Source organism: Candidatus Palauibacter scopulicola, assembly GCF_947581915.1.
Lineage (GTDB): Bacteria > Gemmatimonadota > Gemmatimonadetes > Palauibacterales > Palauibacteraceae > Palauibacter > Palauibacter scopulicola.
In genome coordinates this window covers 1-21,091 of the sequence record NZ_CANPWG010000015.1, presented here as the reverse complement: position 1 = coordinate 21,091, position 21,091 = coordinate 1, and the positions used below count along the sequence as shown (strand labels likewise).

15 protein-coding genes are annotated in these 21,091 nt (G+C 69.2%); 13 read left to right on the top strand and 2 right to left on the bottom strand.

Annotation, left to right across the window (positions count from 1 at the left end):
- Nucleotides 1-142 precede the first annotated feature (142 nt).
- A complete protein-coding gene (locus tag RN743_RS03580) occupies nucleotides 143-1,309 on the top strand; it encodes an aminotransferase class I/II-fold pyridoxal phosphate-dependent enzyme (RefSeq protein WP_310776355.1) in 1,167 nt (388 codons plus the stop codon).
- Between the two features lie 60 nt (nucleotides 1,310-1,369).
- On the opposite strand, the gene RN743_RS03575 is transcribed toward RN743_RS03580, so the two are convergent.
- The gene (locus RN743_RS03575; protein WP_310776353.1) at nucleotides 1,370-2,128 is read right to left on the bottom strand and encodes a hypothetical protein; all 759 of its coding nucleotides are present in this window, start codon (nucleotides 2,126-2,128) and stop codon (nucleotides 1,370-1,372) included.
- 1,112 nt (nucleotides 2,129-3,240) lie between these two features.
- Here RN743_RS03575 and RN743_RS03570 point away from each other — a divergent pair.
- The 7 genes from RN743_RS03570 to RN743_RS03540 all read left to right on the top strand — a co-directional run bounded on the left by RN743_RS03570 (nucleotide 3,241) and on the right by RN743_RS03540 (nucleotide 16,136).
- Nucleotides 3,241-4,491, top strand: a complete 1,251-nt coding sequence (locus tag RN743_RS03570; protein WP_310776351.1) for an efflux RND transporter periplasmic adaptor subunit — start codon at nucleotides 3,241-3,243, stop codon at nucleotides 4,489-4,491.
- Nucleotides 4,488-5,873: a TolC family protein gene (locus RN743_RS03565; RefSeq protein ID WP_310776349.1), complete on the top strand. Its 1,386-nt coding sequence runs from the start codon at nucleotides 4,488-4,490 to the stop codon at nucleotides 5,871-5,873. Before RN743_RS03570 ends, RN743_RS03565 begins: the two co-directional genes overlap by 4 nt.
- Before the next feature lie 31 nt (nucleotides 5,874-5,904).
- Entirely contained in the window at nucleotides 5,905-9,315 is a 3,411-nt protein-coding gene (locus RN743_RS03560; protein ID WP_310776347.1) for an efflux RND transporter permease subunit, read from the top strand.
- The gene (locus RN743_RS03555; RefSeq protein WP_310776344.1) at nucleotides 9,312-12,416 is read left to right on the top strand and encodes an efflux RND transporter permease subunit; all 3,105 of its coding nucleotides are present in this window, start codon (nucleotides 9,312-9,314) and stop codon (nucleotides 12,414-12,416) included. Before RN743_RS03560 ends, RN743_RS03555 begins: the two co-directional genes overlap by 4 nt.
- A 216-nt stretch (nucleotides 12,417-12,632) precedes the next feature.
- Nucleotides 12,633-13,181 (top strand): peptidylprolyl isomerase, encoded by a 549-nt coding sequence (locus RN743_RS03550; RefSeq protein ID WP_310776342.1) that lies wholly within the window; start codon nucleotides 12,633-12,635, stop codon nucleotides 13,179-13,181.
- 46 nt (nucleotides 13,182-13,227) lie between these two features.
- Nucleotides 13,228-14,349: a P1 family peptidase gene (locus tag RN743_RS03545; RefSeq protein WP_343218982.1), complete on the top strand. Its 1,122-nt coding sequence runs from the start codon at nucleotides 13,228-13,230 to the stop codon at nucleotides 14,347-14,349.
- A complete protein-coding gene (locus RN743_RS03540) occupies nucleotides 14,346-16,136 on the top strand; it encodes an electron-transfer flavoprotein:ubiquinone oxidoreductase (protein ID WP_310776338.1) in 1,791 nt (596 codons plus the stop codon). Before RN743_RS03545 ends, RN743_RS03540 begins: the two co-directional genes overlap by 4 nt.
- Nucleotides 16,137-16,164: 28 nt before the next feature.
- On the opposite strand, the gene RN743_RS03535 is transcribed toward RN743_RS03540, so the two are convergent.
- Nucleotides 16,165-17,409, bottom strand: a complete 1,245-nt coding sequence (locus tag RN743_RS03535; RefSeq protein ID WP_310776336.1) for a hypothetical protein — start codon at nucleotides 17,407-17,409, stop codon at nucleotides 16,165-16,167.
- Nucleotides 17,410-17,495: 86 nt separating this feature from the next.
- On the opposite strand from RN743_RS03535, the gene RN743_RS03530 reads away from it, so the two are divergent.
- The 5 genes from RN743_RS03530 to RN743_RS03510 all read left to right on the top strand — a co-directional run.
- Nucleotides 17,496-18,260 carry a lysophospholipid acyltransferase family protein gene (locus RN743_RS03530; RefSeq protein WP_310776334.1) on the top strand — a complete coding sequence of 255 codons (765 nt, stop codon included), beginning with the start codon at nucleotides 17,496-17,498 and terminating at the stop codon, nucleotides 18,258-18,260.
- Nucleotides 18,261-18,324: 64 nt separating this feature from the next.
- Entirely contained in the window at nucleotides 18,325-18,462 is a 138-nt protein-coding gene (locus RN743_RS03525) for a hypothetical protein (protein WP_310776332.1), read from the top strand.
- Between the two features lie 159 nt (nucleotides 18,463-18,621).
- Complete coding sequence (locus RN743_RS03520; RefSeq protein WP_310776330.1) at nucleotides 18,622-18,873, top strand: hypothetical protein; 252 nt, start codon at nucleotides 18,622-18,624, stop codon at nucleotides 18,871-18,873.
- A 95-nt stretch (nucleotides 18,874-18,968) separates the two neighbouring features.
- The gene (locus RN743_RS03515; protein WP_310776328.1) at nucleotides 18,969-20,093 is read left to right on the top strand and encodes a citrate/2-methylcitrate synthase; all 1,125 of its coding nucleotides are present in this window, start codon (nucleotides 18,969-18,971) and stop codon (nucleotides 20,091-20,093) included.
- Nucleotides 20,094-20,219: 126 nt separating this feature from the next.
- Nucleotides 20,220-21,091, top strand: an 872-nt coding sequence (locus RN743_RS03510; protein WP_310776326.1) for a M17 family peptidase N-terminal domain-containing protein, incomplete at its 3' end; no start/stop codon positions are given.

The window sequence follows — 21,091 nt, the reverse complement described above, 5'->3', positions numbered from 1 at the left end:
CCGGGATCCCCCGCCTCCGCGCTGAACGCGGGATGGGCCGGCGCGCTGGACGTTAGGCGTCGTGCGGGCCATGTTTCAACGAAGCATGGGCGGACGCCGCCTCCCCGCGGTGGGGGCGTCCTCGGAACCTCAGGGAGGCCACATGAAGCGAAGGGCGTTTCTCCGAGCCGGACTCACGGGCGCCGGCGTTGCCGGCATCGCCGCCGCACCCCTTGCCGCACCCCTCGCGGGCGCGACGACGGCGCGCGGCCTCGACACCCTCTTCAACCCCCGCCGACCGGGACGCGACTACAACGGACCCGTCCGGCTGAGTTCGAACGAGAACCCGCTCGGTATCGCTCCGTCGGCGCGGCAGGCGATCATCGACGGGCTCGACGAGGCGAACCGCTATCCCGGCGCGACCGGCGAACTCGTCCGCGAGGCGCTCGTCGCCCGCTTCGGCGTCAAGCCCGGCCAGCTCTTCTTCGGCTCCGGCTCGACCGAGATCCTGCGCATCGCCTCGGCGGCCTGGGCGGCGCCCGGCGGCCGGCTCATCTACGCCGAGCCGACGTATGAGGATGTCCCGAGGTACTCGCAGCCGTTCGCCTATGACCACGTCACGGTTCCGCTCACGAGCGACTACGCGCACGACATCGGCCGCATGCGCGAGGAGGTCGCCAAGTCGTCCGCGCCGAGCGTCATCTACTTCTGCAACCCGAACAACCCGACCGGCACGCTCACCGCGACCGGGCCGATCATGGACTGGATCCGCGACGAGGGCGAGCAGCACCTCTTCCTCGTGGACGAGGCATACTTCGAACTCGCGGACGACCCCGGCTACGAGACCTTTGTCCCTCTCATCGAGCGCCATCCGAACCTGATCGTCGCCCGCACCTTCTCGAAGGTGTACGCGATGGCCGGGATCCGGCTCGGCTACGGGATCGCGCACGAGGCCACTGTCCAGCGCGTCCTCCCCTTCGCGACGCGGAACGCGCCCAACCACGTCGCGGGCGTGGCCGCCGTCGCCTCGCTCGCCGACGAAGAGTTCTTCGCGAAGAGCGTGAAGACGAACGACGAGGCGAAGGCGATCATGTACGACGCGCTCGGCCAGCTCGACATCGAGGTGCTGCCGAGCCACACCAACTTCGTCATGCACCGGATCAAGGGCGAACTCGCGACCTACAACGAGCGCATGTTCGAGGCCGGGTTCAACGTGGGCCGCCCCTTCCCGCCGATGACGGACTGGAGCCGGCTCTCGATGGGCCTCCCCTCGGACATGGAGAAGCTCGCCGAAGTCATGGCTGACTTCCGGAAGAAGGACTGGATCTGACGTACGGAGAGGGCGGCATCGCGCGATGCCGCCCTCCCGCCTGGATCAGCGCGTCGACAGCTAGTGAGGCGGAATGGGCGTGACGGGGCACGCCTCCCCGGCTAGCGACGGCGTAAAGAGGACGGCCTGCGGAACGAGGCCGTCTTCTCTGATGCTGTACAACAGAGACTTCTCACCGGTCCACCACAGCACCTCATCGTGTACGGTTCGAGCGACGAGACGACCCGTGCGGACGTCAATCACCTCGATCACTCCATCCATCATCTTCCGCAAATCGAGCGGTACGAGCGGCACGGGATCGGCGACGGCATCCCTCCACTCGTCGTCCGCTACCAGTGTCGTAATCCACAAGAGCCCGTCCGCGTACCTCAGACCGTTGATGACCGATGGTGCCGGGGCGTCGAGCGGATACCCCTCCAATGGCGGGCCAGGCGTGAACCAAGCGGGCTGCCCCTCTAGCCGAATGACGCTGCCTGGGTTGGCGGGATCCCACGCCTCGACGGCGTACTCCGTGGGCAGCGCGCGCCACACTCGCCCTCCCTCATCCGTTGCCAGCGGCGAAGGGAAGAAACTACGCATCGCGTCGTCCGTGGGTACGATGGCGATCATCTTGAGTGCGTTCCCATCGAGATCGATGGTCTGCGTGATCTCGGCGCGCTCCGACTCGGCGGTCCCCCAGCCCGCCAGCACGAACCCCGAACCGGAAGCCAACGGCACGAAGTTGGTCGTAAACCTTGCGCCCAGGTCCGTCAACCGCACCGCCTCCCAAGCCGCAGAGAGGCGCGATATCCGCCGAATGAAGGGATCCAGCACCAGCACGCCGCCATCCGGCAGCGGTCGCAGGATGCCGTGGCCCGGTTCGAAGAACTCACCCGGCCCCTCTCCGCTCCGCCCGAACCTCTCCCGATAACGGCCGTGGCGGTCGTAAACCAGCATCTCGGCGCCGTTCTCCGGCGTAGCAAGCACGAAGTCGCCGGACTCGACACGCGTGATTGCCGAGGGAACTCCGATCGTCCCCGGGTCATCCATTGCTCCGAGACTGAGCGTCTCCTGGAGGACGACCTCGCACGAAGTTGGCTCCGACGAGATCGGCAGCACCTGCTGAGTGGCCGCTATTGCCGGAGCACACGCTAGGAGGGCGCCCGAGAGACACCAGCAAAAAAATGATCGAGCCACGCCCACCGGTCGTGCCGGCTCCTTGTTTCGCGATGTCATCGACATTCGCCAAGGCACCAATACCGGTCCATTGGCCCACACCCAATGTTAGGGATGCAGAAGGCGAAGCCGCACCTTGAGTCTAGATCATCGGGACTCACGCAGTCGGCGTCGCCGAACTCAGGCCCAGCCATCCTCACTTCATTCAACCCCCTCTCCTTCTGCAAGTTCATGGTGCCGACACGCTGCTATCGTACTTCGCGCATGATCCAAGTAAGAACCACGGCCCCAAGGATGCTAAGAGCCAGCCCAACGAACATCGCGATTCCTGCGCGCGGGTGACCCTCGTTGGGTCGAAGCTAGCCCCCCCCCCCGGATGGGCGGCAACGAGCCATCGAGAGTGTCCCCACTCTCGGATGTCGGACAGTGACACAACCGGAGAGCGCGACCCAGCACTCACTGACCGAACGGCGCCCCGAAGCTGTGCAGCATCGCTTTGACGCATCGCGAGCCCTCGTGCACGATACGGAAAAGAGATCGACGCCCTCGAATCCTACTAGTGAATTAGTTGACCGGGCGTCCTCGCTCGCCTAGGCTCTCCTTCGCGGGGCAAGCTTGTCCGTCCGCGGGGCCGTACAACGGTCGGGGCCGGTTCCCGTGTCAAAGCGTCGATCTCTGACCGTTGATAGCCGGTTGACAGCCCTGCGATAGATTGAGCTTGCCGCGACCACTCGGATTGGTCGACTACGCGAACGGAACACAGCGGTGCGAGGCTTATGAAGGCACGTCATTGGGTTACGTTGATCGTCCTGCTCGTCGCGGGCGCGGCCGTCACCGGCATCTTCATGCGGCTGAACGAAGACGAGACGGACGAACCGCAGAGCTTCGGCGATGCCGCGGCGGACTCCGTGGCCGAGGCGGTGCGCGGGACGGCGTCGGCGGCAGCCTTCGCCACGGACATCTTCCTCCCTGTCGAGGGCGCCGTCATCCAGCGCGACACCTTCGTCCTCTGGGTCACGGCGAGCGGACGGGCCGCGTCTCTACGCCAAGCCCCACTCCATGCTGAGGTCCAAGGGCCGGTGACCGCGGTGCCGGTGCAGGAGGGGACACAAGTGCGGGCCGGCCAACTGCTGGCACGGATCGACCCCACCCTCTACGAGATCCGGGAGCAGCGGGTGGAAGCCTCGGTGGCGCGCGCCGAGGCGGAGTATCTGGACCGCGTGCTCTTTGATGAGGAGTTGCCGGATTCGATCCGCTTGGCCCGTGCCGAGCAGGCCCGGATCCGGGTCGGCCTCCCCGACCAGGAGGCGCAACTCGCGGAAGCGCGTTACGAACTGGAGAAGACCCGGATCGTCGCGCCCTTCGCCGGCCGGGTGGCGAACCTCGCTGTGGCGCACGGGAGCCGCGTCCGGGCGGGCGATTCGATCGCGACCATCGTCGATCTTTCCGAGATCGACATCGACGCCGGGGTCCTGCATTCGGAACTGCCCCTCGTGGAGGTGGGGCGGCAGGCGACGGCGACCTTCCCCGCGCTCCGGGGAGAGATCTTCGAGGGGCGCGTCGTGAGCGTGAACCCGCTGGTCGATCCCGAGACGCAGACGGCGCGGGTCACCGTGCGGCTGTCGAATCCCGAGGCTCGAATCGTGCCGGGCATGCCGGGGAACGTGCGGATCGCCGGCCGGCAGCTCGCGGACCGCACGTTCGTGCCGAAGGAAGCGGTCGTCGAGCGGAGCCGGCGGCAGGTCGTGTTCGTGTTCGAGCCGGGGTCCCCGGGTTCGGAGACCGGGCGCGCACAGTGGGAGTATGTGACGCTCGGCCTCGAGAACGACACCCAGGTCGAGATCATCCCCAGCCCGGACGGAGACGACACCTTCGTGCCCGCGGGCGGCGAAGTCGTGCTCGTCGACGGTCACGCCACGCTCACGCACGATGCCCAGGTGCGCATCGAGAACCACGGCGACCTAGCGACGCCGACGGAACCCGCCCCGGACGGCGCGACAAGCGGCTCAACGGACGGTTCGCGGTGAGGCCGGCCGTGACCTGGCCCATGCTGCGGCTTCTCGTAACGGTCTTGCTGGCCACGGGGGGACTTGCGGCCGGATGGCCGGTGGTCGCGCAGGGACCGACGCTCCCGGACACCCTCGACATCGAGAGAGCGGTCCGATTCGCCATGAGCGAAAGCCCTGTGCTGCGAACGTCCCTTGCCGCGGCGGACAGGGCGAGCGCCGACCGGCTGGCGGCCTGGGGGGCGTTTCTTCCGCGGGCGGGCGTGAACCTGGGGCTGGGTCGTTCGAGTTCCACCAGATCCACCTTCGAAGCCGAGGAAGGACCGGCGGCACGACTGCCGGAGCGTCTCACCTTTACCAACCAGTCCGCGAATCAGGGGCTGGGTCTCAGCCTGACGATCCTCGATGGAGGTCGGCGGTTCGCGGAACTTCAGCGGAGCGCGGCCAGCTTCCGCGGCGCCCAGCGGCGTTACGACGACCAGCAACGCGCCGTCATCGCGACGGTAAGAAGAGAGTTCCTCGACGCCCTGCGACGTCAGGAATTGCTGGAGCTGACGCGAGCCCAGATCGCCGACCGCGAAGCTGAACTCGATATCGCCAGTCGCCGGTATGAGATCGCCGCCGTCGAACGCACCGATGTGCTGGCTGCCGAGCTGAACCTCCTGGAAGCCCGAATGCGGTTTCTCTCGGAGCAGAACCTGCTGCACGTCGGTCTCCGGCAGCTTGTGGTCTCGATGGGGCTGCCGCCCGAGTCGGGCGAAGGACTTGTCCTAGCCAGCGAGGAAGGCATGCCGGCGGGGATGCCGGACATCGAGTCGATCATCCGCACCGCCGTGACGACGGACCCCGAACTTGCCGCGCTGGAGGCGGATCGGTCCGCGGCGTCCGCGTCGCTGTGGTCCGCCCGCACGAGGTATCTGCCGCAGATTACCGCGTCTCTCAACTGGGGACGCGGTGAGACCTTCGGTGCGGATGCATCGTTCTGGCAGTTCGACCCCGGCGACACCAGCAGTAGCTTCAGCGTCTCGGCCTCGTGGAATCTCTTTGACGGCTTCGCTCGTGAGGTACAGAACGCCCAGGCATCGGCGGCCAGGCGGCAGGCCGAGGAGGACTATCGGCGGGCGCGGCTCGAGATCGAACGCGATGTCCGGCGCTTCGGCGCCCAGATCGAGGGGCTGGCACAGACGCTCGATCTGCTGGACCAGGCGTATGCGATCTCGCGCGAACGTCTCGATATGGAGCAGCAACGTTACCGGCTCGGCACCGGGAGTTTCCTCGAGCTGCAAGGCGCGATCGATGCCGTGCAACGCGCGGAGACGTCGCTGACCCAGAGCCGGTACGACTACCTGATCGCGTGGTCCAGTCTCGCCGAGTACATCGAGGGCGGGCCCGGCAACCCATGACGAACCCCGACCGCATTCGAGGCGGCTGACCTTGGCGCTTCCCGACGTTTCGCTTCGGCGGCCGGTGGCTACGGCGATGCTCTATGTGGGCATCGCCGTGCTGGGCGTGGTGTCGTTCCTCCGCCTGCCCATCGATCTCCTGCCGGATGTCGCCTTCCCGACGCTCTCCGTGTGGACGACGTACTCGGATGCGGGGCCCGCGGAGGTCGAACGCTTCATCACGGAACCCATCGAACAACAGTTGTACTCGATCCCGGGGGCGCGCCGCATCTCGTCGCGATCGCGCGAGGGGCAGTCGCTCGTCCAGCTCCAGTTCGCCTGGGGCACGGACATGGAGTTCGCGACTCTCCACACCCGGGAGAAGCTGGACAATCTGACGGAGAGGCTCCCGGAAGGCTCGGAGCGACCCACGATCCTGAGATCGGATCCGACGAGCGATCCGATCATGACGCTGGCGGTGAGCGGGACCGACCTGCGCAGCCTGCGCGATCTCTCCGAAGTCGTCTTCAAGCGCCGCCTGGAGCAGTTGGACGGCGTCTCGCTCGCGGGGCTGACGGGCGGACCCGAGCGGGAGCTGCGGGTCATCGTGGACCCGGAGTACCTGGATGTGCACGAGGTCTCGCTCAGCGAGATCTCGAACGCGCTCGATCAGGCGAACTACAATGCGCCCGGCGGCACGATCCAGCGGGGCCGGTTCGAGTACAGCCTGCGCACGTTGGGCCAGTTCCGGGAGGTTGAGGAACTGCTCGATGTCGTCATCGCGCGGCCGCGGGGCGTCGGGGCCCGTCCCGTCGTGCTGGCCGATGTCGCCACCGTGGTCGACACGATCGCGGACCTCGAGACGATCGCGCGCTTCAACGGGGAGCCCGCGATCGGGCTCCAGGTGTTCAAGGAGGCGGGGACGAACACGGTCCGCGTGGCGGACGGCGTGCGCGAGACGCTGGACCAGTTGCGGGAGGAGTTTCAGGGGATATCGATCGAGATCGCCTCCAGCCAGGCGGCGTTCATCCGGGACGCGATCTCGAACGTCGTCTCCGCCCTGCTGCTCGGCGGAGCGCTGGCCTTCCTCGTCCTCTTCCTCTTCCTGCGCGATCCGAGGTATCCGCTCGCGATCGGGCTCGCCATCCCGATCTCCGTCATGGCGGCGTTCGCGCTCTGCTACGCGTTCGACGTCAGCCTCAACATCATGTCGCTCGGCGGTCTCGCGCTCGGGGTCGGGCTGCTGGTCGACAACTCCATCGTGGTGCTCGAGAACATCTTCCGGCACCGCGAGGAGTCGGGCGGGAGCGCACGGGCGTCGGCCGGGCGGGGCGCCCGGGAGGTGGCGGCGGCGATCACGGCTTCCACGCTCACCACGATCGCCGTCTTCGGTCCGGTGCTGTACGTGGAGGGCGTGGCGGGTGCCCTCTTCGGCGACCTTTCGCTTGCAGTGACGTTCTCTCTCCTCGCCTCGCTGCTCGTGGCGCTCACGCTCCTCCCGGTACTCGCCGCGCAGGTGGCCCGGGGCAAGCGCGGAGCTGAGGCCGCGGGCTTCGACGGCGAGATGTCCCCATCGGAGCAACCGGAGGCGGCGGAAGCCGAACGGCCGGGGCGCGTGCGCCGGTTCGGCCGGGCCGTGCGGGCCGGCGCCGTCGCGGGCGTGCGAGGCGTCGGGGGCGGGGTCGCCTACGTGGGGCGCTCGGTCAAGCTCACGGGCGTCGATGTCGCGACCGGCGGCGGCAGGGTTCTGGGCCTGCTCTTCGGTCCCTTTCTGCGGGCCTTCGAGCGCGCGTTCCTGCGCTTCGCGGACCGCTACGAGCGGACGCTCGAGTGGGCCCTCGCGCACCGGCTGGAGGTCCTCTCCATCGCCGTCGTCGCGCTGGCCGGCGCGGTCATGCTCGCCGGATCCCTCCCGCGGGGACTCATGCCGCGCGTGGACGAGCAGCAGTTCTGGGTCGAACTCAACCTCCCTCAGGGGACGCCGATCCGCACGACGGACGAGGCGGCCGGAGAGGTGGAGCGGCTCCTGCTCGACATGGCGGATGTCTCGGGCATCTTCACCCGGGTGGGCCGCAGCCGGGGCAGCGAACTCGCGGCGCGCGACCTGACCGGACTCAACAACGCGGCGCTCGACGTCCAGCTCGCCGGGTCGTCCCGGCCGACGAGCGAAGCGATCGCCGAACTGCGGGCTCGGCTCCCGGGAAGCGGCGTGGATCCGGCCTTCGTGACGATCGAGACCGGGCGGGCCACCTCGCTTGGCAGGGCGCTGGCGATCGGGGAGGCCGACCTCGCGGTGAAGGTGCAGAGCGGGGAACTGGAGGAACTCGTGCCGGTCGCCGAGGCGATCGAGACCCGGCTCGAGGGCGTCCCGGCGCTCGCCGATGTGCGGCTGGACTTCCTCCGCACGCAGCCGGAACTCGTCATCGAGGTCAATCGGGAGGTGGCGGCCCGGCACCAGATCACCGTGACGTCGGTCGCGACGGCGATCGAGGACTACCTGCGGGGATCGGAGACCCGGAACGCGTACTCGGTGTTCGCCGACAAGGTCGACATCCGGGTCACGATTCCGGAAACGGCCCGGCGGGAACTGGACAGAGTGCTCGGGCTTCGGCTCCAGGGCGTGCCGATCGGGGAACTCGTGACGGTCCGGCAGGGGTTCGGTCCGGTCGAAATCCGGCGCGAGGATCAGAACCGCACGATCCAGGTGCTGGCGGACGTGGCCGAGGGCGGCCTCCGGACGGCCGTCCGGGAGGTGGAGGCCGCGATCGCGGACATCCCGCGCCCGGCGCTCACGACCGTGCGCGTCGGCGGCGAGAACGAGGAGATGCAGGACAGCTTCCGCTCGCTCACCTTCGCCTTCGGCCTCGCGCTGGCCCTCGTCTTCCTGATCATGGCCGCCCAGTTCGAGTCACTCGTGCAGCCGCTCGTCGTTCTCACGGCGGTGCCGCTGGCGGCGATCGGGGCGGTGACCGCGCTCTGGATCGCCGGGGGCGGCCTCAACGCGATGAGCGGCATCGGGTTCGTGATCCTCATCGGCATTGTCGTCAACGACGCCATCGTGAAGGTCGACTTCATCAACCAGCGCAGACGGGCCGGGCTGGCCAAGCGGGCGGCGATCCTTGAAGCGGGCAGGCTGCGCCTCCGCCCCATCGTGATGACGACGATCACGACCGTGGTCGGACTCCTGCCGCTCGCCGCGGGGCTGGGGGCAGGGGCCGACCTCCGCGCCCCGCTCGCCGTCGTGGTGATCGGCGGCCTCATCTCCGCGACCTTCCTCACGCTGATCGTCGTGCCCGTCGTATATTCGGTCCTGGTCGAGCCCTCCGTGTCCGTGGGGCCCGACCCGGGCCCGCGGCCCGAACGCCGCGACCCGTCCGCAGTCCGGCCGACGCCGGGGTACGGCCTCGGGGGCCGCTCCGGGCCGGCGGCTCCGGGCATGGCGCGAGGGAGTGTGGAACCATGATCGATCTGGCCATCCGCCGGCCAGTGGCGACCGCCGCGATCTACATCGCGCTCTTCGCGCTCGGCGTGACGAGCTTCCGGCTCATTCCGGTCGAGGATCTGCCCGAGGTCGAATTCCCGCGTCTCACGGTCACTGCCACCTGGACCGGAGCCTCGCCCGAGGCGCTGGAAGCGTTCGTGACCGCGCCGCTCGAAACCGTCATCCAGCAGGTCGGCGGCGTGGAGAAGGTCATCTCGGAGTCCCGTGCCGATGCGCGCGGGACAGGCTCCACGGCTTCGATCCAGGTCCACTTCGAGCGCGAGACACGCATGGAGTTCGCCCGTCTCGAGCTGAGCGAACGGATCAACTCCATCCGGGACGAGTTGCCCGGGGGCGTGGTGCCCGACCTCTCCGAGTACGTGCCGCAGGAGTTCGCCGACGAAGAGGAGCAGCTCCTCAGCTTCTCGCTGACCGGCCCGTATACGTTTGCGCGCCTGGGCGAGATCGCCGAGGAGGAGATCGAGCCCTTCGTGCGGGGGCTGCCGGGCGTGTCCGAGGTGCGCGTCCGGGGGGCGGAGCGCCGCGAGATCGCGGTCGAGCTGGATCGGGGCCGGCTGGAGGCGCTCGGGCTGAGGCCGGAGGAGGTCCGCAGCCGGATCTCCGAGCTGTCCGAGCCGAGGGCCCCCGGGTCGGTCGAACTCGATGGGCGGCAGTTCGCCATCGCCGTGCGCACTCGGGCGCTCGAGGTGTCCGACATCGCGGATATGATCGTCCTCACGCGGCCGGATGGGCCCGTCCGCGTGGGCGATCTGGGGCAGGTGCGCGACCAGACGGAAGACCCGACGTTGCTGTGGCGCATCGACTCGCAGCCCACGATCTTGATGAGCGTGTTCCGCCAGTCGGGCACGAACGTGATCCAGGTCGCGGACGACGTGAAGGCCGCAATGATCGAACTGGGCTCGACGCTCCCGGCGGGCGTGGGCCTCGAGCTGCTGACCGATCAGAGCGAGAACATCCGCGAGCAGCTCACGGAACTCCGGCTCCGCGCCATCGCCGCGGCCATCGTGATCTTCATCGTCCTCACGCTCTTCCTGCGGTCGCTCGGCGCCGTCCTCGTCGTGTTCGCCACGATCGGGTTCAGCGTCCTGACCGCGGTGAACTTTCTCTACATCGGCGGGTTCTCACTGAACCTGCTCACGCTGTGGGGGCTCGCGTGGGGGTTCGGCCTCGTCGTCGACAACGGCATCGTCGTGCTCGAAAACGTGGAGCGTCACCGCCGATCGGGGGCGGCCCCATCCGATGCCGCCAGCCGCGGCGCGCGCCAGGTCGTCCTGCCGGTGCTCGCCGCGACGCTGACGACCGCGATCGTGCTCGTCCCCTTCCTCTTCCTCCAGGGAGAGCTGCGGGTCTACTACCTGCCGCTCACGTTCGCCGTCGGTTTCTCGATCATCGCCAGCCTCTTCGTGGCGTTCACCTTCGTCCCGGCGCTCGCCTCGCGCGTCGCCCGCATGCGGGATTCCGCCGGGACCGTAGTCGATGCGGCCCTCACGACCGGGGAGGCCGCCTCATCGCCGACCCGGCCGTCCGAACCTTTCTACATCGCGGGGTACCGGTCGCTGCTCGGGTTCGCCCTGCGGCACCCCGTCCTCATCGCGCTCCTCTGCCTCGGGAGCCTCGGCGGGAGCTGGTACCTGTTCGATGAGCACGTGAGCAGGGGGAGCTACTGGAGCGGATTCGGAGGGGGCGGAAGCGGGATCACGATCACGATCAGCTTCCCGCGCGGCGCGGGGCTGGAGCGCACGGACGAACTCGCCCGTTCCTTCGAGGCGAAGCTCGCCACCATCGATGAAGTGGAACGCTTCGAGGCGCAGGTCCGACCGAACTTTGCGTACATGCGCGCGGAATTCCCCGACGAACTCGAGCATACGTCGATCCCGGTGCACATCAAGGACCAGATGACGGCGTACAGCTACGGGTTCTCGGGCGTCGACGTCCGTGTGCGGGGATACGGTCCCAGCTTCTACGGCGGCGGCTCGAGCCCACCCAACTACAGCCTCCAGGTGCTTGGGTACAACTACCTGACGGTGCAGGAGATCGCCGAGGAAATCGCGTCGCGCCTGACGCGGTTCTCGAGGATCCGCGACGTGGACCCGAACGCGACCGGCAACTGGTATCAGCGCGACCGGGAATTCGAGTACTACGTGGAGCCGGACCGGGAGGCGCTGGCGGCCTACAACCTCCCGGTTCAGCAGTTGCTCAACTACGTGTCGCGCAACATCCAGGGTCGTCCGTCCGGGAACCCGATCCGGGTGGGCGGCGAGGAGGTGCAGCTCGCCGTCAAGGTGGACGGGTACCGCGAGTTCGACTTCCACGATCTGAGCGATCTGCGCGTGCCGATCTCCTCCCGCGAGGAACTCCGGCTCGCCAGCGTCGCGGAGGTGGGGCAGCGGCAGGTCCTGGCCAGCATCCGGCGGGAAGATCAGCAGTACGAGCGGACCGTGGCCTGGGAGTTCCGCGGGCCGGTGCGGTTCGGCGATGTCGTCCGCGACGCTGTGGTGGACGCGATGGAACTCCCGCCGGGCTACCGGATCGAAAAGTCGCGCTACGGGGGCTGGACGACGGAGGAGACGACGCAGATGTGGGTCGTCCTCGCCTTCTCCATCCTCCTCATCTACATGGTGACGGCCGGCCTCTTCGAGTCGCTCCTGGCGCCGTTCGTGGTGCTCTTCTCGCTGCCCTTCGCCCTCATCGGCGTCTTCCTCATCTTCTTCTACACCGACGCGACCTTCACCCGCACCGCGTTCATCGGCACGATCATGATGGGCGGCATCGTCGTGAACAACGCCATCCTTGTGGTTTACCACATCGGCGAAGTGCGCAAACGCATGCCGACGGCGGCGGCGATCGTGCAGGGGACGCTGGAGCGCGTGCGCCCCATCCTCATGACGACGCTCACGACGGTGTTCGGGCTCCTGCCACTCGTCCTCTTCGCCCCGTCCCAGGATCAGAACATCTGGAACGCGCTCGCGCTGGCGACCATCGGCGGGTTGATTTCGAGTACGTTGTTCGTGCTCGTCGCAATTCCGGTCGCATATCGTTACATCGTGGCACGCCGTATCTGACGGCACGCCCGCCCGCAGGCCGTGGCAATGGCCCGGCGCGGCGCACTCAAAACACACAAGAAGCTGACGGGGGTCGAGATGGTACGGTCGCGTCTATCCAGGTCCGGTTTCAGGCCGGGTTGGCTGCTCCTCGGGTGTCTGCTGGCGGTGAGCGCCTGCGAACGGGGTGGAGGGCCGAGCGAATTCCTCGGGGACCCGGCTTCGGCAGAGGTGAACATGACGGCACCGGAGACTTTTCAGGCTCGGTTCGAGACTTCGAAGGGCACGTTCGTGGTGGAGGCGCACCGCCAGTGGGCGCCGAATGGCGTGGACCGTTTCTACAACCTGGTGGAGAACGGGTTCTTTGACGACGTGCGGTTCTTCCGCGTGATCGCCGGTTTCATGGCGCAGTTCGGGATCAACGGGAATCCGGAGATCCAGAGCGCGTGGCGGGACGCGAACATCCAGGACGATCCGGTGGTGGTGGGGAACACGCGCGGGCGGATCAGCTTCGCGCAGACGTCCATGCCGAACAGCCGAAGCACGCAGCTCTTCATCAACTTCGGCGACAACTCGCGGCTCGATGGGATGGGGTTCGCCGCCATCGGTGAAGTGATTTCGGGGATGGAGGTCGTCGACGCGCTCTACTCGGAGTACGGCGAGGGGGCGCCGAGCGGGGGCGGGCCGAGCCAGGGACGGATTCAGGAGGAGGGGAACGCCTACCTGGAGGCCGAGTTCGCCGAACTGGACTACATCGAGCGGGCGACCATCAGCAGTGAGAACTAGCCGCGCGGCGAGCGGGGCAGGGTCGGCGGCGCTCGTACTTGCGGCGATGGCGGTGTTGCCGCCCGCGGACGCCACGGGTCAGGAGGCGCGGCCGGCCGGCGAGGAGCGGCCGCGCGCGCGGGAGGCGGGCGTCCTCATCGGGCGGCTGCCGACGGGGCCGCTGAATGCGATCACGGACGTGCCCGGGGTGCGTGTGGGCCACCGTACGGTGTGGGTGGGCGACTCGATCCGCACGGGGGTCACGGCCATTCTCCCACACGGGGACAACGTGTTCGAGCGGCGGGTGCGAGCGGCGATCGCGGTCGGCAACGGGTTCGGGAAGCTGGTGGGGCTGAGCCAGGTCAACGAACTCGGCGAAATCGAGACGCCGATCCTCCTCACCGGGACGCTGAGCGTGTTCCGCGCGGCGGACGCGCTCCTCGATACCCTCCTGTCGCTCCCGGCGAACCGAGAGGTGCGCTCGATGAACCCGGTCGTCGGCGAGACGAACGACGGGTACCTGAGCGACATCCGCGTCCGTCCGATCCGGCCGGAGCACGTGCGCGAGGCGCTGCGGACGGCGGCGGGCGGCCCGGTGGAGGAGGGAGCGGTCGGGGCCGGGACGGGGACGATCGCCTTCGGCTGGAAGGGCGGCATCGGGACCTCGTCGCGGCGGGTCGAGATCGGCGGCCGGGTCGTGAACGTCGGCGTGCTCGTGCAGAGCAACTTCGGCGGTTCGCTGCGGATCGACGGCGTGCGCGTGGGAGAGAAGCTCGCCGCCGCCGGTCTGCGCGGTGGTCGCGATCAGGGGGATGGCGATGGGCCCGATGGGTCCGACGGGTCCGTGATGATCGTGATCGCGACGGACCTGCCACTGGCCCACCGCGAACTCGACCGGGTGGCCGACCGCTCCTTCATGGGACTCGCCCGCACCGGGTCGTACATGTCGCACGGTTCGGGCGACTACGCGATCGCCTTCTCCACCGGGGAGGGGGAGGCCGTTCGAGGCGGCGGCGCGCTGTCGCGCGTGTTCGAGGCGGTGGTCGAGGCAACGGACGAAGCCGTCATCAACTCCCTGTTCAAGGCGACATCCGTCACGGGGCACCGGGGACGGACGGTCGAAGCGCTCCCGCTCGAACCCACGCTGGGATTCCTCCGCGAGGCGGGCGTTCTCGGGACGCCGCCGTGAGACCGCTGATTCCCGCTTCGGCGCAGCCGCCGCTGCCGGGGGGGCGCTTCATCATCGAGGAGGACCCCGACCCGGAGGCGGTGCCGCTGGATGTCCTGTTTGTGGGCGGAGGTCCGGCCGGGCTCGCGGGCGCGATCCGGCTGGCGCAACTCGCGGCGCGCGACCGCGCGGAGGGCGGGCCGCTCGCCGACCTCGAGATCGGCGTGCTCGAGAAGTCGGGTGAACTCGGGGAGCACTGCCTCTCCGGGGCGGTCGTGAACCCGGAGGCCTTTCGCACGCTCTTCCCGGATCTCGACGAAGCGGAGCTTCCGCTCCGGGGCCGCGTGGCGGGCGACCGGGTGCTCCTCCTCACGGAGCGCGGCAGGATCCGGCTCCCGACCCCGCCCTCGATGCGGAACCACGGCCACCACGTGGCCTCGATCTGCAAAATCGTGCGCTGGCTGGGCGCGCGGGCGGAGGAACTCGGGGTGAACGTGTTCACGGGATTCCCCGCCGACGCGCTCCTCATGCGCGGCGGACAGGTCGTCGGCGTGCGCACGACGCCCGCCGGTCTCGACCGGGAGGGGAATCCGGCGGGCGGTTACATGCCGGCCACGGACCTCTCCGCGCGGGTCACGGTGCTCGCCGAAGGGACCCGCGGGCCGCTGAGCCAGGCCTGGCTCGAGCGGGAGGGCATCGGCTCGGCGAACCCTCAGATCTTCGCGCTCGGCGTCAAGGAACTGTGGGAGGTCGCGCATCCGCCCGACGCGGTCACCCATACCATGGGCTGGCCGCTGCCGCGCGATGCGTTCGGGGGCAGCTTCATCTACCCCATGGGCGAGAATCTCGTGTCGCTGGGTCTCGTCGTGGGCCTCGACGCGCCCTACGTGGACCTCGACGTGCACGCGCTGCTGCAGCGCTTCAAGCAGCACCCGTTCGTGCGCGGGATCCTGGACGGGGGCGAACTCGTGGAGTGGGGAGCGAAGACGATTCCGGAGGGCGGCTACCACGCCATCCCGGACCGGCTGAGCGGGGACGGCCTGCTCATCGCGGGAGATGCCGCGGGCCTCGTCGACGTCGCCTCGCTCAAGGGCATCCACTACGCGATGCGGTCGGGAGTCCTGGCGGCGGACGCGATCGGCCGGGCCCTGTCGGACGGGGGCACGGGGGCGGACGGCAGCGTAGACGGGGGCGCGCAGGGCCGCGAGGGATTGGACGGGGCGGAGGGGGCGGTCCCGGCGGCCCGCCTCGCGTCCTACGACGCGGCGCTGAGGGAGAGCCTCATCCAGGACCCGCTGTACCGCAACCGGAACCAGCGGCTCGCCTTCAAGTCCGGCTTCTTCGCGGGAGGCGTCAAGGCGGGGCTCATGCAGGCGACGGGCGGGACGTTTCCCGGTGGCCGGATCCCGAGCAAGCCCGACGCGGCGGGCCCTCGCCGCAAGCGGCTGGGGCTCGAGTCCGCCTACGACGGCGAGCACGCGGTCGCCAAGGTCGACGCGGTGTTCCGCTCCGGGAACGCGACCCGGGACGACATCCCCTCGCACCTCCTGGTGGGTGCGGCGGGCACGGAGGGTGCGGGGCCGGGTGCGACGGCGACCGCGCCAGCGGGCACCGAAGCGGGCACCGCGGTGTCGCCGGAGATGGCGGACCTGTACGCGAGCCTCTGTCCGGCCGGCGTGTACGAGCGCGACGGCGACCGCCTGGTCGTGAACGCGCCGAACTGCATCGACTGCAAGGCGACGGACATCCTCGGTCCCCGCTGGACGCCGCGGGAGGGCGGAAGCGGGCCGGCCTACAAGAGGATGTGAGCCGCGCGGGCCGACCCGGCCCGCCGGATCAGCGCGCCCCGGTCGTGCGCGCGGCGTTCCAGCCGAGGAGAGAGAACGCGTCGGCGACCTGCTCGTACCCCGTCCGCATGAGGAAGGCGGAGTTCTTGCCGAAGCTCTTGGCGCCCAGGACGAAGAAACCGGGTTCGGGGTTGCGCAGCGTCTCGGGTCCGAGCGCGTCCGCCGCGATGCAGCAGTCCGCCGGCGCGTCGCCCGGCGGGCCCTGAGCGGCGAGGAGCGCGGCGGAGACGCCCATGGGGCCGAGGGACGCGTAGCAGGTGTGCACCTGGAGCTGGCGGTAGAGGCCGTCGTCGGGCTCGTAGCCGACGTTCGCCACGATCCGGTCGAAGCGGTCGGGCCGCACCTTCCCGTCGATCTCCAGGTCGACATCGAAGCCCCGCGAGTCGATCTCCCGGACCGTGATCAGCCGGCTCCGGGCGAGCCACTCGCAGCCGGGCGGCGGTTCGGCGGCGATCGCGTTGGCGCGGCGCGTGAGCTTCACCCGCTCGGGAAGCGGATCGTCCGGGATCGCCCGCAGCGGGACGCCGTGCGCCTCGCGGCTGGCCCAGGTGAACCGCGTGGCGGGGCCGGCCCGGGCCAGCGCCGCGAGGGCGCAGGCGGTCGTGGCGGCGGAGTGTCCGTTGCCGAGAAGGAGCGTGCGCCGCGTGGCGTAGCGCCCGCGCTGGGCGCCGAGCACATCCGGGATGCGGTATTCGATCGCGCGCCGCGCGGATCGCTCGCCGATGGCGGGCGTGCCGCCCGGGCCCGCCCAGTTGGGCCGCCCGTAGGTCCCCGAGCAGTCGAACACGGCCCGGGTGAACACCTCCGTCTCGGCGCCGTTCTGCTCCACGAGCAGCCGGAAGGGCTGGTCCGCCCGGGCGGCCTCTCCGAGCGCCTCGCCCTTCAACCAGTCCGCCCGGGCGACGTCACGCACGCGCGCGCCCTCGCGGACCTCCACGCGCGACCGGAGGGCCGCGGCCAGGGGCAGCAGGTAGTGCGTCCGCAACTCCGCGCCCGTGAGCAGCGCCTCCGCCGCCGGCAGCTCACCCCCCTGGCCGCGCAGCACCTCCAGCCCGCCCGGTCCCGCGTTCCACCCGAAGGGGGAGAAGAGCCGCATCCATCCCCAGGCGCGGACGTGGTCCGCCACCTCGCCCGCCTCGAACAGAATCGTCGCGAGTCCCGTGCGGGCCGCGCGGGCCGCGGCCTCGAGCCCGACCGGCCCTCCTCCGATGATGGCAAGGTCCATCGTTCGCACGCGCGCTGGCTCCAGATCTCCGTGGTTCGCGGGCGTCTCGGCCGCCCGGCCTTCCCGCCGATTCCGAGGCAACCTACTCTCAGGCGATGATGGATCGCGAGAACCCGAAGCGGGCGAACGCATCGCCCCCGGACTGGGCCCCGGGCCCCATCACGCGGTGGCTGACGCCGGTCACGCGCTGGATCATCACGAACCTCGTGGCGCCACCCTGCGTCTTCCTCCTCTTCGGGCTCCTCAACCGAACGCGGGTCTATGGACGGCGACGCGTGCCCCACCTGCCGAACACGCTCGTTCTCTCGAATCACCAGTCGATGATCGACTCGTTTCCGATCGCCTACTACCTGTTCTTTCCCGAAAAAACTTTCAGGCCCCACCTCGCGCCGTGGAATGCGGCCGCGGCGGAGAACTTCTTCAGCAACCCGTTCTTCGGCTGGGTGTTCCACCAGTTCCAGTGCATTCCGGTGCGGCGCGGCCGCCGCGACCTGCGCGCGATGATCCGCTCGGCAAACGTGCTGCGGGCGGGAATACTCACGCTCTTCCCGGAGGGGACGCGCTCGCGGAACGGGCAGGTCGGACGCGGGCGAGCCGGCGCGGGCATGGTCATTCTCCAGACCCGCCCGCACGTCGTCCCGATCACGTTGGACGGACTGGATCGCGTCCTTCCCATCGGTTCCCGCCTGCCCCGCATCGGACAGCGGGTTTCCATCTACGTGGGCCGGCCCGTGCCGTACGACGACCTGGCCGCCGACGGCCGCTCGCGGAAGAACGCGCAACAGATCGTCGACCGGGTCATGGAACGGATCGCCTTCCAGCAGCGCGTCCTCCGCCGCCTGCGCCGCAGCGACAGGTAACGGCGACGCGTAACCGGCCCGCGGGGCGCTGGACATCCGCGGTCAGAAGCGACATTCTTCCCCCATGACCATCACACTGTACTACGTCCTCGTGACGATTCTGCTCGGGCTGCTCGTGGGCCTTCTCATGGGTGGCGGTTTCGCCTTCGGATGCCGTCTCCCCGCACCCGATGCGTCGGAGCGGGAGGTCCCGCCGGGCTGACCGAATCCGACCGCGTTCGCCGGTCTCTCCGAGTCGCGAACCTTCTTCCCGATGCCGTGATCGCACGCTATCTTTCTTGGCTGCGATGAATGCGTATCCGGGCCGGAAACGTCCCGTCGCCCGTTCGCGAGCGACGCGTCCCGGCCGCCAGAGGTGGAAATGACAAAGACCTTCCAGGATGACGACGGACGCCGGTGGAAAGCATGGCTCGCTTCCCGCGAGGTCTTCTGGCCCGATCCGAACGAAAAGGCTCCGCCCGACGATTTCGAGGCGGTCGTGTTCGTCTGTTTCTCCGACCCGTACCAGACCCAGCGGCGGCTTCGGCTCCCACAGGGTTCGTTCGAGCAGCTCAGTCTCGATGATCTCAAGAAGCACTTCAAGGAAGCGAAACTCGATCCTGCCATCCGCTAGCAGTCCGTGGCAAAACCCTGCGTCGGGGCTTTGCCACGGGCTGCTGGCCGTCCGCGCGGAAATCTCCGCGCCATACCGAAAGGCCTCGTGACAGAATGACCGCCGCCGCCGGGAAAGGACTAGAAGGCGTCGTCGCCTCGCAGACTCACCTCAGCTTCATTGACGGACTCAAGGGCATCCTCGTCTACCGGGGCTACAACATCCACGAACTCGCGCCGAACGTCTCGTTCCCGGAGAGCGTATTCCTGCTCTGGAACGGGCGGCTGCCGAGGCAGGCCGAACTCGACGAGTTCGAGGTGGCGCTAGCCGGTCAACGGGCGCTGGACCCGAGAACCATAGACGGCCTGAAGGGGCTCCCCGCGGAGACCGTGCCGATGGCTGCCCTGCGGACCGGGGTCTCCCTCGAGGGCGTGTACGATCCGGACGCCGAGGACAACTCGAGCGCGGCGAACCGGCGCAAGGCGGAGCGGCTCGTGGCGCGGACGCCGACAATCATCGCCGCGATCCACCGCATTCGGCAGGGGCTGGAGCCGCTGGAGCCCGATCCGTCGCTCTCGCTGTCCGCCGATTTCGTCAGGATGGCGAACGGCGAGCCCGGCACGGAGGAAGCCGTCGATGCGCTCGACCGCACGCTGCTCCTGTACCTCGACCACGGGTTCAACGCGTCGACCTTCGCCTGCCGCGTCATCGCCGCCACGCTCGGGGACATGCACTCGGCCGTGACCGGGGGCGTCGGGGCGCTGAAGGGCGAGTTGCACGGCGGGGCGAACGCGAGGGCCATGCACACGCTGCTCGAGATCGGCGACACGGAGAACGTCGATCCGTGGCTCGACCGGGCCTTCGCCGAGAAGCGGAAGATCATGGGCTTCGGCCACCGCGTCTACAAGACGGAGGATCCGCGGGCGACGCACCTGCGCGAGATGTCCCGCGTGCTCACCCAGCAGGCGGGTCTCGGGAAGTTCTATGAGATGTCCCGCGCGCTGGAGGACCGGATGATCTCGGAGAAGGGGATCAATCCGAACGTCGACTTCTACTGCGCGACGGTCTACTACGCGCTCGGCATTCCGATCGACCTCTATACGCCGCTGTTCGCGATGGGGCGGATGGGCGGCTGGACGGCGCACGTGATGGAGCAGCACGCCGACAACCGGCTCATTCGGCCGCGTGCGGAGTATGTAGGTGAGATGGATCTGCGCTGGGTGCCGATGGACGAGCGCTGAGCCGAAGTCGCGGGAGGGGTCGGAGCCCGCCGCGTCCGGCGCCGGCCAACACGCCAACGGAAGCGGGCCGCAAGCCTTCAGAGGACTGCCGAGCCCGCTTCTTTCGTTGAGACAAGGAAGGTGTCGGTGGAGATACGCTCGGGGATACCCGTCGAACGCGAACTGGACGCTCTCGTGGTCCCGTGGTTCGATGACGCGGAGTCGACGGGAGAGTGGTGGGAAGGCCCGGCGACGGCGTGGCTGGAGGGGCATGGCCGCTCCGGGGAGGCGTCGGGCTGGGTGCGGCTCGGAGCGGCGGAGGTCCCGGACGTCTTCGTGGTTCGCCTCAACGCCGCAGCGAGGCCGGCAGCCGAATCGTGCCGGCGGGCGGCGGGGGCCGGGGTCAGAGCGGCGCGCGAGCGCGGCCTCGGATCCGTCGGGTTCCGCGTGCCGGAGGCGGCGGACGGCGCCGTGTGGCAGGCGTCCGCCGAGGGGCTTGCGCTGGGAGACTGGCGCTACGACGGGCTCCGCGACGCGGAGGGCCGCACCGCCGCGCCGGAAGAGCGGGTCCTTATCGCGGGGGGCGAGGCCGGGGCGGAGGCCGAAGCCGCCGTGCGGCGGGGCTGCGTGCTCGCCGAGGCGCAGAACGCCACGCGCGAACTCGTGACGCTGCCGGGCAACGTGGCGACGCCGCGTTATCTCGCGGCGGAGGCGGAGCGGCTGTCCGGAGAATACGGCTTCCGGGTCGAGGTGCGGGATCGGGAGCGGCTGGAGGAGGAAGGGTTCGGCGGCCTCCTCACGGTCGCCCGCGGGTCCGTCGAGGAGCCGCGCTTCATCGAGATGGAGCACGAGGGCGCGGGCGGCGACGCCGTCGTCGTCGTCGGCAAGGGCGTGACCTTCGATGCGGGCGGAATCTCGCTCAAGCCCGCCTCGGGCATGGAGGACATGAAGTACGACATGGCTGGCGCCGCCGCCGTGTTCGGTATCCTGATCGCGGCGGCGCGCCTCGATATTCCGCA